Raw genomic sequence first — 13,487 nt, forward strand, 5'->3', positions numbered from 1 at the left:
AGGACCGGGAACCACCACGGAGGAGGCACATGAAAGCCGTCGTCATGGCAGGTGGTGAGGGGACCCGCCTGCGGCCCATGACCACGAGCATGCCCAAGCCGTTGCTGCCGGTGGTCAACCGCCCGATCATGGAGCACGTCCTGCGGCTGCTACGACGGCATCAGCTGACCGAGACCGTGGTGACCGTCCACTTCCTGGGCTCGATGGTGCGCTCGTACTTCGGTGACGGCGAAGACCTCGGGATGGACCTGACGTACGCCACGGAGGAGAAGCCCCTCGGCACCGCCGGCTCCGTCAAGAACGCCGCCGCGGCCCTGTCAGATGACACCTTCCTCGTCATCTCCGGCGACGCGCTCACCGACATCGACCTGACCGGCCTGATCGAGCACCATCGGCGTGCCGGCGCCCTCGCGACGGTCTGCCTCACGCGCGTCCCTGACCCGCTGGAGTTCGGGATCACCATCCTGCGCGAGGACGGCCGGGTCGAACGCTTCCTCGAGAAACCGACGTGGGGTCAGGTCTTCTCCGACACGATCAACACCGGCATCTACGTCATGGAGCCGGAGATCCTCGACCACGTGGGGGAGTCGGAGAACGTCGACTGGTCGAGCGACGTCTTCCCTCGTCTGCTCGCGGCGGGTGCGCCGTTGTACGGCTACGTCGCCGACGGCTACTGGGAGGACGTCGGCACCCATCGCAGCTACCTCAAGGCCAACTACGACGTACTCGACGGGCAGATCGCCATCGACATCGACGGGTTCGAGGTGTCGGCCGGTGTGTGGGTGGGCGAGGGTGCCGACGTGGATCCGGACGCCGTCCTGAAGGGGCCGTTGTACGTCGGCGCGTACGCCAAGATCGAAGGTGGCGCCGAGCTGCGTGACCACACGGTCGTCGGCGACAACGTCATCGTTCGCCGCGGCGCGTTCCTCCACCGGGCGGTCGTCCACGACAACGCCTACGTCGGCCCGCACACCAACCTCCGTGGCTGCGTGGTGGGCAAGAACACCGACGTGATGCGGGGTGCCCGCATCGACGACGGCGCGGTCGTCGGAGACGACTGTGTCATCGAGGAGGAGGCGGTCCTCCATCCCGAGATCAAGGTCTATCCGAGCAAGACCATCGAGGCCGGTGCGGTTGTCAACCAGAGCGTGATCTGGGAGTCCCAGGGACGCCAGGCGCTGTTCGGCCCGCGCGGTGTCAGCGGCATCGTCAACGTCGAGATCACGCCGGAGTTGGCGGTGCGGCTGGCCAGCGCCTACGCGACCACGCTCCGCAAGGGCGCGTCTGTGCTCACTGCCCGCGACACCTCCCGCTCCGCACGGGCGCTCAAGCGGGCGGCGATCGCGGCGTTCACCTCCAGCGCCCTCAACGTGTGTGACCTGGAGGTGGCCCCGAGCCCGGTCGCCCGCCTCGAGACCGCTCGCAGCAACGTCGCCGGCGCCCTCCTCATCCGCACCACTCCCAACCGGCCCGACTCGGTGGACCTGGTGTTCCTCGACGAACGCGGTGCCGACATCTCCCTGGTCGCGCAGCGCAAGGTGGAGCGGATCCTCGGCCGCCAGGACTTCCGCCGGGCGTTCCCCGGCGAGATCGGTGATCTGACGTTCCCGTCCAGGGTCGCCGACAGCTACGTGCAGGATCTGCTGGCGAGCGTCGACACCTCCGAGGTGGCGGAGAGCCGGCTGAAGATCGTCGTCGACGCGGGCCGCGGCACGGCCGGGCTCCTGTTGCCCAGCCTGCTCGGCCGGCTGGACGTCGACGCGTTCCTGGTCAACGCCGGCCTCGACGAGCGCAGCCCGACCGAGACCGCTGAGCAGCGCACCTCCGCCGTGGCGAGCCTCGCCGAACTCGTGGCGTCGGCCCGGGCCGCGTTCGGTGTGCGGTTCGACCCGTTGGGTGAGCGGATCTCCCTGGTCGACGAGACGGGCAACGTCATCGCCGACGAACGCGCCCTGCTGGTCTTCGTCGACCTGGTGGCGGCCGAGGCCTCGGGCGGGCACGTCGCCCTGCCGGTGACGACCACCCGGGTGGCCGAACAGGTGGCCGCGTTCCACGACGTCGGCATCCGCTGGACGACGACGGCCCCCGACGCGCTGGCCACCGCGTCGGCCGCGGAGGGCCTGCTCCTCGGCGGGGACGGGCGCGGCGGCTTCATCGTGCCGGAGTTTTCCAACGCGGTGGACGGGTTCGCGGCGTTCGTCCGGTTGATGGCCGTCATCGCCCGGACCCGCCTTCCTCTGTCGGAGATCAACGCCCGGATCCCGCGGGCGCATGTCGTGCAGCTCGCAGTCCCCACGCCGTGGGCGAGCAAGGGCGCGGTGATGCGGGCCGCGATCGAGGCCGCGGACGGCCGGCCGATCGACACGACCGACGGGGTGCGCGTCCTCGAGCCCGACGGCTCCTGGGCGCTGGTGCTCCCAGACCCCACTGAGGCGGTGACCCGGGTGTGGGCCGAGGGGATGAGCACCGAACGCGCCACCGCGCTCGCCCACCGGTGGGCCGACCTGGTGACCCGGGCCGGCCGCTGACGCCCGTTGGCCCCGACGCTAATGTGTCCGGCGGACACGCCGTAGGCTCGTGATCACCGCGCGGGATCAGACGTCCGCGGGTCATGAAACGATGGTCGGCATGGCCCGAGGGGAGCGGGAGACGACGACGGTGCGAGCGGAGCCAGCCGCGCCGGCTGAGCATGGACCAGCTCGGCCGGGAGCCTGGGCAGCCAGCGGGATGGGCCGGCGCGACGACTCGATGTCTCTCATGCGCGAGCTCGTCACCCATGCCCTCGACGATGGGTACGCCGCGGCGGCGGCCCGCCGGGCCCCGGGGCAGCCACGGAGCAGGATCGGGGTCGTCGCGACCCTGGTGGCGCTCGCCCTGCTGGGTCTACTCTTCACGATGGCCGCCGTCCAGACCCGCCAGACCGCACCGGCCGTTGCCAAGGAGAAGGCCGAGCTGCTCGAACGCATCCGCGCCGAGACCGGCCGTAACGACGCGCTGCGTTCCCAGGCCGGCGGCCTGCAGGAGGAAGTCACCCGGCTCCAGAACGACGTCCTCGCCAGCACGGTGAGCGGTCAGGACCTCCGCGAACGCCTGGAGGCTCTCGACGTCCTGGCCGGGACGGGCCGCGTCGAAGGCCCCGGCCTTCGCCTGTTGATCGACGACGCGCCCGTCAACGACGTGGCGGGTCCCAAGAACTCCGACGGCCGGATCCTCGACATCGATCTCCAGCAGGTGGTCAACGGTCTGTGGGCGGCCGGCGCGGAGGCGGTCGCGGTCAATGGCCAGAGGCTCACGACGATGACGGCGATCCGGGGCGCCGACAAGTCGATCACCGTCGACTACCGCCCGCTGGCCAGGCCGTACGTCGTCGAGGCGATCGGGGATCCGGGGTCTCTCGAAGCCAGATTCGTCGATAGTCCGGGTGGCGAGTGGTTGTTCAACCTCAAGGCAGTGCACCATATACGTCTTGAGACGTCAGCGGTCGACAAGTTGACCTTGCCGGCCGATTCGGGAACCAAACTTCGGTACGCGCGGACGGAAGGCTCTCAGTGATCGCGACGATCGGCCTCTTCGTCGGAGTCATCGCGGGGCTTCTGCTCCAGCCGTCGGTGCCCCTGTGGCTGCAGCCGTACCTCCCCATCGCGGTGGTGGCGGCGCTCGACGCCGTGTTCGGCGGTGTCCGGGCACTGGTCGATGGCATCTTCGACGACAAGGTGTTCTTCGTCTCCTTCATCGGCAACGTGCTTGTCGCGGCGTTGATCGTCTACCTCGGAGACCAACTCGGGGTCGGCGCCCAGCTCTCGACCGGCGTTGTCGTGGTGTTGGGGATCCGGATCTTCTCCAACATGGCGGCGATCCGCCGGCGCCTGTTCAAGGCGTGAGTGGGTGGGACGATGGCCGACAAGGCACGCACGGTGAGCAAGGGCACGGTCAGGCAGACCAACCTCGCCTGGCGCCGGCTCGGCCGGGCATTCCGGCTCTACATCTCCCGTGCCCAGCTCGCTGGGGCAGTCCTGCTCGCCGTTCTCGGTTTCGCCACCACGGCGCAGGTCCAGTCGTTGCGGGCCGACGACGAGTTCGCGACCGCTGACCGGCCCGACCTCATCCAGATGCTCGACGGACTCCAGCAGCGCACCCGCCGGTTGGAGGCCGAGATCAGCGAGCTGGAGCAGGCCAAGGCCGAGCTCGCGTCCGGCGCCGACCGCACCCGTACGGCGGTCGAGCAGGCGGAGACCCGGGCACGGACGCTCGGCATCCTCGCCGGAACGCTTCCGGCGAGCGGTCCCGGCATCCGGCTCACCATCTCCGACAGCCAGTCCGCGGTGACGGCGTCGCTGATCCTCAACACCATCGAGGAGTTACGCGACGCCGGTGCCGAGGCGATCGAGATCAATGACAAGGTGCGGGTGGTCGCCGGGAGCTACGTCCTTGACGGGCAGGGCGGAATCCTGGTCGACGGCCTGCTCATCCCGCCCCCGTACACCATCGACGCGATCGGCGACGCGCGTACTCTCTCGACCGCGATGCGGATCCCGGGTGGCGTGGTCGACGAGGTGGCTCAGAAGGGCGGGCTCGCTACCGTCCTGGAGCCCCGGAGTGTCCAGATCGATTCCTTGCACCGACCGGTGGCACCTCGCTACGCTCGCCCGGCCCCGGAGAAGGAATCCGGATCCAACAAGTAACACGTGACCGGTCAGTCCGATCCGGATCGGTCGGCGATTGTCGCGCAGGCGCTCGGAAAGCAGAGGATGTCAGGTGTTCCCCGAGGACCTCAAGTACACACGTGAGCACGAGTGGGTGCGCGTTCCCGGTTCGACCGAAGGAAGTGTCCGCGTCGGCATCACCGACTACGCGCAGGACGCGCTGGGCGACATCGTCTTCATCAACCTGCCCGAGGTCGGCGCCGAGCTGACCGGCGGCGCGGTCTGCGGGGAGCTCGAGTCCACCAAGAGCGTGAGCGACCTCTACGCGCCGATCAGCGGCACCGTCGTGGCCCGCAACGACGATCTGGAGGACCACCCCGAGGTGGTCAACTCCGACCCGTACGGCGAGGGCTGGATGTTCGAGCTGACCCCGGCCGATCCCACCGGTCTCGACGCCCTGATGGACGCCGAGGATTACGGCGGCCACGTGGAGCAGGCCTGACGGGGACCCGGTTCGGCGGCGCGCGGCATTTCGTTCGGTAGACCGGCTCGCCCGACTAGGTCCCAGCTGTGACCATCTGTCCGACCTGCCCACCTCGACCAGTGGTCAAGGGTTAGGGTGTGTGCGGTGGACGTGTTCAACCAGTACGATTTCGAGTTCCGCCACGGGAGGGTCATCGATGCCTTTCTGCACTCAGTGCGGGCATGAGAACGCCGAAGGCAGCAGGTTCTGCTCGCAGTGCGGCAAGGCGCTGGATGCTGAGCGTCCAGCCGAGCAGACTGCGACGATCTCACTAGGGGGGCTTGAGACTGACCTCGAGCGGGTCGAGCCCGAGCTTCGTCCCAACGAGCAGGCGGCCGTCGACGCTCTGCCGCCTGGCTGCGCCCTACTCATCGTCCAGCGTGGGCCGAGCGCGGGTAGCCGGTTCCTGCTCGACTCTGACGTCGTGACAGTCGGGCGGCACCCCGAGAGCGACATCTTCCTCGACGACGTGACTGTGTCGCGTCGGCACGCGGAGTTCCGTCGAGTGCCACAGGGTTATGCCGTACGCGATGTGGGCAGTCTCAACGGCACCTACGTCAACCGTGACCGCATCGACGAGGTCGTGCTGGTCGGTGGCGACGAAGTGCAGATCGGGAAGTTCCGCCTCGTCTACTTCGCCAGCCATCGAGGCTTCGGCATGAGAGGTGCGGCAGCGGGCCTGGACGGGAGGCCGGAGGAGGACACAGGGTGAGCGAGGCTGTTCGCTGGGGACGCGGAAAGCCGGACCGACGAGGGCGCCCCCTGTGAGCGGTGCGGCATCCGCGCGATCTGGCGCCTTCTCCATCGGCGAGGTCCTCGCCCGGCTGCGCCCCGAGTTCCCCGATGTCACGATTTCCAAGATCCGGTTCCTCGAGGCCGAGGGCTTGATCGAGCCGCGGCGGTCGCCGTCCGGCTATCGGAAGTTCGCGCACGAGGACGTTGAGCGGTTGCGGTTCGTCCTGACCGCTCAGCGTGATCACTACCTGCCGCTGCGCGTCATCAAGGATCACCTGGACGCACTCGACCGGGGACTCACACCGCCTGAGCTCCCGGCGGGACGCGTTCCGACCCCGCCGGCGCCCAGGGTCGTCGTCGGAGGCGACGACCAGCCCACGCCAGAGTCCTTCCGCCGAGATGGCTCCCACCAGCGGCTCACCCGCGAGGACCTCATCGAGGCGGCCCAGATCAAGCCTGAGCTGCTCGAGCAGCTCGAGTCGTACGGCCTGATCACCCCGCGACACGGGCGGGACTACTTCGACGAGGGCGCTGTGGAGATCGCCAGGACGGCGGGTGAGCTCGCCGGATTCGGGCTTGAGCCACGGCACCTGCGTGCGTTCCGGACCGCGGCCGATCGCGAGGTCGGGCTGATCGAGCAGGTGGTGGCCCCGCTTGCCCGGCAACGCTCGCTGGATTCCCGGGCCCGTGCGGAGGAGCGAGTGCGCGAGCTCGCCGCTCTGTCGGTCCGCCTGCACACGCTGTTGGTCAAGGCCGGGCTCCACGGTTAGAGCGTCGGTCGACCAGCCGGTGGTCGGCCGGGGTAGTGTGGACGAGTGCGCGAGCTCGACGTCGTTGGTGTCCGGGTGGAGATGCCATCGAACCAGCCGATCGTCCTGCTCCGGGAGGTCGACGGCGAGCGTTTCTTGCCCATCTGGGTGGGGCCGGCGGAAGCGAGTGCGATCGCACACGCTCAGCAGGGCATAGTCCCGGCGCGGCCACTGACCCACGACCTTTTCCGTGATGTCCTCCTCGCCACGGGCCAGGAGTTGACCGAAGTCCGCATCACCGATCTGCGGGACGGCGTCTTCTACGGCATTCTCGCCTTCGCCAGTGGGGTGGAGGTCAGTGCGCGCCCGTCCGACTCGATCGCTCTGGCGCTTCGACTCGGCGTTCGGATCGTCTGTGCCGACGAGGTGTTGGCCGAGGCAGGCATCGCGATTCCGGACGAGCAGGAGGCGGAGGTCCAGAAGTTCCGGGAGTTCCTGGACCAGGTGACACCCGAAGACTTCGACACACCTGGCTGATCGGGTGACCGTGCATGGTCAGCTCTCTACCTCAGGTAGAGGTTTCAGGGCGACACGCCGGCCGTCGCGTTGACCGCCGTCCAAGGCCGGCTTACCGTGACGACGAAACCTCGTGGATGTAACTCCATCTTCTGCAGGTCTCAGCATGCGGCCCTCGCCGCATGACCAGCGATGTCGTTCGGTTGGGGGGCCCGGGCGGGATCGGAGTGGGCGCCGCGTTCCAGTGGCGCCAATGACGTGGGAGGCGGCCGTGACGAGCGCGGGTGACCAGGGTGCAGGCGGCGCTAACAGCGCTGTTGCGGGTGAGGGCCCCGAGCGGGCCGAAGCTCGCCGTTCCGCTGGTGAACAGGGTTTGTTGTTCGGGGCCGCCGACGGTGTGCCCGAGCCGCCCGGAGAGGATCTGGGTTACCGCGGGCCGACCGCCTGCGCCGCTGCCGGCATCACCTACCGCCAGCTGGACTACTGGGCCCGGACCGGCCTGGTCGAGCCGACTGTCCGTCCGGCTTCTGGATCGGGGACCCAGCGGCTCTATTCGTTCCGCGACATCCTCCTGCTGAAAGTCATCAAGCGGCTCCTGGACGCGGGCGTCTCGCTGCAGCAGATCCGCACCGCCGTCACGCACCTTCGTGATCGCGGCACCAGCGACCTGGCGGGTATCACGCTGATGAGCGACGGGGCGAGCGTCTACGAGTGCACCTCGCCCGATGAGGTCATCGACCTGCTCCAGGGTGGCCAGGGCGTGTTCGGTATCGCACTGGGCCGGGTGTCACGCGAGGTCGAGGGCAGCCTCGCTGAGCTGCCGGCCGAACGCCCCGACGGCGTGCAGACGGGCGACCACCCGGGCGACGAGCTGTCGATGCGGCGTCGGGCGCGCCTCACCGGCTGACCGGGCGTTCTGTAGAGGGCTGACCGCCGGGCGTAAAGGTAAGGGCAGAAACCTGCCACTTTCTGGGGCTCAGACCCCAGTTTGATCGAACCCGTGCGTGATTCGGGCAGTTGATACCCGGCAATGGAGCATTTCCAATGTGGACGTACGCTCCGTTGCTCTGCGCCGCCGTCCCCGCGGCGGACCCGATGCGCCCACCCGCCGCTCCCGGCCCGGATCGGTAGCGGGCCGCTGGTAGCGTGGGACCCGCTGACAACCCCGCGTGGGAGAGTCTCCACGGTGACCGTGCCGGGTCGTGGGAGCCGCTGGAGCGCCGAAGGGGCAAGCCTCCCCGGAACCTCTCAGGCCCATGGACCACGCGGGTGAGGCGACTCTGAAGCGCCATCGCGCATGACGTGACAGATGGGGAGCAACCTGACAGGCCCACACGCCTCGACCGGGAGCCCCCATGAATCCCACGTCCCCGACCGCCTCCAGCTCGCACCGTCTGGCGGAGCCCTCGCCCGCGGCCGCCTTCGCGGACCGCCACATCGGTCCCTCGGCGGAGGATCGGGCCAAGATGCTCGCCGCCTGCGGGTTCGGATCGCTCGACGAGTTGGCCACGGCCGCCGTACCCCACTCGATCAGGACCACTCGCGCCCTGGACCTGCCGGCGCCGGCCACGGAGGCGCAGGTTCTCACCGAGCTGCGGGCGCTCGCCGCTCGCAACCAGCCGATGGTGCAGATGATCGGGCTGGGCTACTCCGACACCGAAACGCCACCGGTCATCCGCCGGAACGTCCTGGAGAACCCGGCCTGGTACACCGCCTACACGCCGTACCAGCCGGAGATCAGCCAAGGTCGGCTCGAAGCGCTGGTCAACTTCCAGACCATGGTGAGCGACCTCACCGGCCTCCCCGTCACCGGCGCATCGCTTCTGGACGAGGCGACGGCCGCGGCGGAGGCGATGACGCTGGTACGCCGCGCCAACCGCGCGACCACGAGCGACCGGTTCCTCCTGGACGCCGCGTGCCTCCCGCAGACGATCGCGGTGGTACGCACCCGCGCCGAGGCGCTGGGTATCGCCGTCGAGGTGGTGGACCTTGAAGCGGGGTTGCCGGACGGGGAGTTCTTCGGCGTCCTGCTGCAGTACCCCAATGTCAACGGCGCCTTGCGCGACGACACCTCGCTGGTACGGGCGGCACACGACCGTGGTGCGCAGGTGGTCGTGGCGGCGGACCTGCTCGCGTTGACCCTGCTGCGCCCGCCCGGCGAAATGGGTGCCGACGTGGTGGTCGGGAGTGCGCAGCGGTTCGGTGTGCCGTTGATGTACGGCGGACCGCACGCCGGGTTTCTGTCCGTCCGCAAGGGACTCGAGCGCACCCTGCCCGGCCGGCTGGTCGGAGTGTCGGTCGATGCCGCCGGCCGGCCGGCCTACCGTCTCGCGCTCCAGACCCGCGAGCAGCACATCCGCCGGGAGAAGGCGACCAGCAACATCTGCACGGCGCAGGTGCTCCTCGCGGTGATCGCCGGCATGTACGCGGTCTATCACGGGCCGGCCGGACTCCGCGCGATCGCGACCAGGGTTCACCGGTCCGCCGCGGTCCTGGCGGAAGGGCTACGCCGTGGGGGAGTAGAGGTCGTTTCGGCGTACTTCTTCGACACCGTGCGCGCGCGGGTGCCAGGACGCGCGGCGGAGGTGGTGGCCGAAGGCCGCCGCCGAGGTGTCAACCTACGCTTGGCAGACGCTGATCACGTGGTGATCGCCTGCGACGAGGTGACCACGACCGACCATCTCGCGCTTGTCTGGGCGGCGTTCGGTGTCGGTCCATATGACATCGACGAGCTCGACACGGCGACCGCTGACGCCATGCCTGAGGAGCTACGGCGGACGTCGAGCTACCTCACTCATCCGGTCTTCGAGCGGCACCACTCCGAGACGTCGATGCTGAGATACCTTCGTGGGCTCGCGGATGACGACTTCGCGCTCGACCGGGGCATGATCCCGCTCGGCTCCTGCACGATGAAACTCAACCCGACGGCGGCGATGGAGCCGATCAGCTGGCGGGAGTTCGCTGGCATCCACCCGTTCGCGCCGATCGAGGACGCGCAAGGCTACCTTGCGTTGATCCGGCAGCTCGAATCCTGGCTCGCGGAGGTGACGGGGTACGCCGCGGTCTCCCTGCAGCCGAACGCCGGGTCGCAAGGCGAGCTTGCGGGTCTGCTGGCGATCCGTGCTTACCACCGTGACCAGGGACAGGCGGAGCGGGACGTCTGCCTGATTCCCTCGTCCGCTCACGGCACGAACGCCGCGTCGGCGGTGATGGCCGGGATGCGGGTGGTCGTGGTCGCGGCCGCCGCTGACGGCACCGTCGATCTGGACGACCTGCGGGCCAAGATCGCCGCGCATCGGGACCGGCTCGCCGCGATCATGGTGACGTACCCGTCGACGCACGGGGTCTACGAGGAGGACATCCGCGCGCTGTGCGAGCTGGTACACGAGGCCGGCGGGCAAGTCTATGTTGACGGCGCGAACCTCAACGCGTTGCTGGGCTTGGCGAGGATCGGGGAGTTCGGCGGCGACGTGTCGCACCTCAACCTCCACAAGACCTTCTGCATCCCGCACGGTGGTGGCGGGCCGGGGGTGGGTCCGGTGGCGGTGCGCGAGCATCTGGCGCCGTACCTCCCCAACCACCCGCTGGTGGCCGAGGCTGGCCCGTCGACCGGTGTCGGGCCCGTGTCCGCCGCGCCGTTCGGGTCGGCCGGCATCCTGCCGATCTCCTGGGCGTACATCCGCATGATGGGCGGACCAGGGTTGCGGCTCGCGACCGAGACCGCCGTCCTCGCCGCCAACTACGTCGCCACCCGGCTCGCTCCGCACTACAGCGTTCTCTACACAGGGCGGAACGGCCTCGTCGCGCACGAGTGCATCATCGACCTGCGACCGGCCAAGGAGACCGGTGTCAGCGTCGACGACGTGGCCAAGCGCCTCATCGACTACGGCTTCCACGCGCCGACGATGAGTTTTCCGGTGGCCGGGACCCTCATGGTGGAGCCGACGGAGTCGGAGGATCTGGCGGAGCTCGATCGGTTCTGCGACACGATGATCGCGATCAAGGGCGAGATCGACCGGGTGGCCCGAGGGGAGTGGCCGGCCGACGACCACCCGTTGCGGAACGCGCCGCACACGATCGAGATGCTGGCCGGTGAGTGGCCACACGCCTACACCCGTGAGGAGGCGGCGTACCCGGTGGCGAGCCTGCGGCGGCGGAAGTACTGGTCGCCGGTTCGCCGGATCGATCAGGCGTACGGCGACCGCAACCTGGTGTGCGTCTGCCCACCGCCGGACGCCTTCGCGGAGTAGGGCGCTCTCGAGAAGCGGTCTCAGGGGGCGTCGAGGAATCCCGCGAGCGTGCCGCGCGTCTGCCGCAGGGTGTCGATCCGCCCGTCCAGGTCCGCGAGTTCCCGACGGAGGATTCCGGCCAGCCTTGGGCACAGGTCCAGGGCTGGCCGGTCGCCGTTGGCGCAGGGGAGTACATCGCGGATCACGTTCGTGGACAGGCCGGCGTGGAGCAGCGCTCTGATCTGCCGGACCCGCACCACCGCGTCGTCGGCGTACCGGCGGTAGCCGTTGCTGTCGCGTTTGGCGTCGAGCAACCCCTGCTCCTCGTAGTAACGCAGGAGCCGCGAGGGTACGTCCGTCCTGGCCGACAACTCGCCGATCAGCATGTCAGGTGCCTCATTTCCTTGACCTTCACATCGGTGTGAAGTCCTAACGTCAGGGCATGACCGAACATTTCACGTGCGTCGTCCGAGGCGCCGGGCCTGGTGCGATCCAGGGCCTTCTCGTTGGGGTGGCCTGATCATGGATCTTCAGCTCGTCCTGCCCAGCGAGTCGCCGGACATGGACCCGCGAGAACTGGCCTCCCTGGCCGCGCGAGCCGAGGAGATCGGGTACGACACGGTGTGGCTACCAGACCACCTGTTGCCCCCTGGTCATTACAGCCGGGACCGGTACGGCGGCGTCTACGAACCCCTCGTCGCGCTCTCTTACATCGCCGCAAAAACCAGCACCATTGGCCTGGGTACGTCCGTACTGGTCCTTCCCATGCGTAATCCGTTCGTCGTTGCCAAGCAGGCCGCGACGCTCGATCGGCTTGCTGGTGAACGCCTTATTCTGGGCGTGGGAATCGGTTGGGACGAGCGGGAGTTCGCCAGCGTGGGTGCTGATTTCCACACCCGAGGGGCGCGTACAGACGAGGCGATTCTGCTGCTCCGAAGCCTGTTCCGGGGTAATACGTCGTTCGAAGGAAAATACTTCGGATTCGACCTGGGAATCTTCGAGCCCAGGCCGCGGCGAGAGATCCCCATCATGGTGGGCGGAATGACTGAACCCGCCCTACGCCGCGCGGCCCGACTCGCTGACGAATGGCAGGCGACCGGCATCACGCCGGCGGAATTCTCCCGGAGCGTCACCCGCATTCGGGAATTGTCGACCCGTCAGGTCCGAGTCGGCGCCCGGATCGCCTGGGACGGAGGCAGAGCCGAACTCGCCAGAGCGGTCGTCGAGGCTCAGGAGTTCGCTACCGCGGGCGCTGACGCGCTTGCCGTGTGGTTCGGTCCATTCGAAGGTTTCGCGGAACGCATGACCGAATTTGCCCGCGCGCTGGGGCGGCGGTGAGGACGCCCCAGGGTGACTCTTTACCGCTCCGTATCTGGTCAGGTTCGGAGGCGTTGGTTGCGGATGGGGTTGCGTTGGTGGTCGATCCATTCGGGTGGGGTGAATTCGGGTACGCCGTCGGCCGCTATCCGTATCCGCCAGGTGTCTTGGTGGATGAGGCGGTGGTGGTAGCCGCAGAGCAACGCCCCGTTGGCGAGGGTGGTCGGCCCGCCGTTCAGCCAGGAACGGATGTGGTGGCCGTGGCACCAGGCGGGTGGGCGGTCGCAGCCAGGGAACGCGCAGCCTCGATCCCGTAGCTCCAGCAGTTTGCGGAGTCGTCCGGTGAAGAACCGTGTCCCGTCCGACAGGGCAACCTCGCCGTCGCGGATCCCGAACCAGCTGACCTTGGCATCACACGCCCATTCCTGAACCGTGCGTGCCGACACGTAGGTGCCGGTACGCAGCAGTCGGCCCAACCCGGTGCCCTTGACGAGGTTCTCGTCGGTGATCGTCACAACGATGTGGGGCTTCTCCCCACCCTGCGACGGGGAGGCTCCGGAGTCGAGGTAGCGGCGGATGAGTTCGTCGAGCGCTTCGCCTCTGCGTTGGGCCGCACTTTGGGGGTCCAGCCCGTCGGCGGTCGTCGGGAGCGGCTTCGAGAGCGGCTCGATCGCGGTGCGGAACCGGTCCGCCGCGATCGGGTCCAGCTTCCCGCGAAGATAGGTACCGGAGCCGTCCGGGGCGTCGTACAGCGACAACTCACACCGCCGGGCAG

13 protein-coding genes and 1 riboswitch are annotated in these 13,487 nt (G+C 68.7%); of the genes, 11 read left to right on the forward strand and 2 right to left on the reverse strand.

Annotation, left to right across the window (positions count from 1 at the left end):
* The first annotated feature begins 29 nt into the window (after window positions 1–29).
* The 10 genes from B141_RS0102385 to gcvP all read left to right on the forward strand — a co-directional run bounded on the left by B141_RS0102385 (window position 30) and on the right by gcvP (window position 11,416).
* On the forward strand, window positions 30–2,528 hold the full coding sequence (locus B141_RS0102385) for a sugar phosphate nucleotidyltransferase (protein WP_020573571.1): 2,499 nt from the start codon (window positions 30–32) through the stop codon (window positions 2,526–2,528).
* Window positions 2,529–2,628: 100 nt separating this feature from the next.
* Window positions 2,629–3,552 carry a DUF881 domain-containing protein gene (locus B141_RS0102390; protein WP_157180740.1) on the forward strand — a complete coding sequence of 308 codons (924 nt, stop codon included), beginning with the start codon at window positions 2,629–2,631 and terminating at the stop codon, window positions 3,550–3,552.
* Window positions 3,549–3,881 carry a small basic family protein gene (locus tag B141_RS0102395; protein ID WP_020573573.1) on the forward strand — a complete coding sequence of 111 codons (333 nt, stop codon included), beginning with the start codon at window positions 3,549–3,551 and terminating at the stop codon, window positions 3,879–3,881. The genes B141_RS0102390 and B141_RS0102395 overlap by 4 nt, the downstream gene beginning before the upstream one ends.
* A 12-nt stretch (window positions 3,882–3,893) precedes the next feature.
* Window positions 3,894–4,682: a DUF881 domain-containing protein gene (locus B141_RS38550; protein ID WP_063828557.1), complete on the forward strand. Its 789-nt coding sequence runs from the start codon at window positions 3,894–3,896 to the stop codon at window positions 4,680–4,682.
* 73 nt (window positions 4,683–4,755) lie between these two features.
* Window positions 4,756–5,145, forward strand: a complete 390-nt coding sequence (gene gcvH / locus B141_RS0102405) for a glycine cleavage system protein GcvH (protein ID WP_020573575.1) — start codon at window positions 4,756–4,758, stop codon at window positions 5,143–5,145.
* Window positions 5,146–5,323: 178 nt separating this feature from the next.
* A complete protein-coding gene (locus tag B141_RS38555) occupies window positions 5,324–5,878 on the forward strand; it encodes an FHA domain-containing protein (RefSeq protein ID WP_020573576.1) in 555 nt (184 codons plus the stop codon).
* A 52-nt stretch (window positions 5,879–5,930) separates the two neighbouring features.
* The gene (gene ftsR, locus B141_RS0102415) at window positions 5,931–6,671 is read left to right on the forward strand and encodes a transcriptional regulator FtsR (RefSeq protein ID WP_020573577.1); all 741 of its coding nucleotides are present in this window, start codon (window positions 5,931–5,933) and stop codon (window positions 6,669–6,671) included.
* Window positions 6,672–6,716: 45 nt separating this feature from the next.
* On the forward strand, window positions 6,717–7,187 hold the full coding sequence (locus tag B141_RS0102420; protein ID WP_020573578.1) for a bifunctional nuclease family protein: 471 nt from the start codon (window positions 6,717–6,719) through the stop codon (window positions 7,185–7,187).
* A 232-nt stretch (window positions 7,188–7,419) separates the two neighbouring features.
* A complete protein-coding gene (locus B141_RS0102425) occupies window positions 7,420–8,073 on the forward strand; it encodes a MerR family transcriptional regulator (RefSeq protein WP_020573579.1) in 654 nt (217 codons plus the stop codon).
* A gap of 253 nt (window positions 8,074–8,326) precedes the next feature.
* Window positions 8,327–8,440: riboswitch (glycine riboswitch) on the forward strand.
* A gap of 81 nt (window positions 8,441–8,521) precedes the next feature.
* On the forward strand, window positions 8,522–11,416 hold the full coding sequence (gene gcvP / locus B141_RS0102430) for an aminomethyl-transferring glycine dehydrogenase (RefSeq protein WP_020573580.1): 2,895 nt from the start codon (window positions 8,522–8,524) through the stop codon (window positions 11,414–11,416).
* 20 nt (window positions 11,417–11,436) lie between these two features.
* On the opposite strand, the gene B141_RS0102435 is transcribed toward gcvP, so the two are convergent.
* Window positions 11,437–11,781, reverse strand: a complete 345-nt coding sequence (locus tag B141_RS0102435) for a MerR family transcriptional regulator (protein ID WP_020573581.1) — start codon at window positions 11,779–11,781, stop codon at window positions 11,437–11,439.
* Window positions 11,782–11,917: 136 nt separating this feature from the next.
* Between B141_RS0102435 and B141_RS0102440 the strand changes: the two genes are divergently transcribed.
* Entirely contained in the window at window positions 11,918–12,733 is an 816-nt protein-coding gene (locus tag B141_RS0102440) for a TIGR03619 family F420-dependent LLM class oxidoreductase (RefSeq protein ID WP_020573582.1), read from the forward strand.
* 38 nt (window positions 12,734–12,771) lie between these two features.
* Here the strand turns inward: B141_RS0102440 and B141_RS38560 are convergent.
* On the reverse strand, window positions 12,772–13,487 hold a 716-nt coding region (locus B141_RS38560; protein ID WP_020573583.1), incomplete at its 5' end, for an HNH endonuclease signature motif containing protein.

The sequence above is a fragment of the Actinopolymorpha alba DSM 45243 genome (assembly GCF_000373925.1).
GTDB lineage: Bacteria > Actinomycetota > Actinomycetes > Propionibacteriales > Actinopolymorphaceae > Actinopolymorpha > Actinopolymorpha alba.

Coding starts and splice junctions, on each gene's coding strand:
- B141_RS0102385 (WP_020573571.1), top strand. CDS start 30: ATGAAAGCCGTCGTCATGGCAGGTGGTGAGGGGACCCGCCTGCGGCCC.
- B141_RS0102390 (WP_157180740.1), top strand. CDS start 2,629: ATGGCCCGAGGGGAGCGGGAGACGACGACGGTGCGAGCGGAGCCAGCC.
- B141_RS38550 (WP_063828557.1), top strand. CDS start 3,894: ATGGCCGACAAGGCACGCACGGTGAGCAAGGGCACGGTCAGGCAGACC.
- B141_RS38555 (WP_020573576.1), top strand. CDS start 5,324: ATGCCTTTCTGCACTCAGTGCGGGCATGAGAACGCCGAAGGCAGCAGG.
- B141_RS0102425 (WP_020573579.1), top strand. CDS start 7,420: ATGACGTGGGAGGCGGCCGTGACGAGCGCGGGTGACCAGGGTGCAGGC.
- gcvP (WP_020573580.1), top strand. CDS start 8,522: ATGAATCCCACGTCCCCGACCGCCTCCAGCTCGCACCGTCTGGCGGAG.
- B141_RS0102435 (WP_020573581.1), bottom strand. CDS start 11,781: ATGCTGATCGGCGAGTTGTCGGCCAGGACGGACGTACCCTCGCGGCTC.
- B141_RS0102440 (WP_020573582.1), top strand. CDS start 11,918: ATGGATCTTCAGCTCGTCCTGCCCAGCGAGTCGCCGGACATGGACCCG.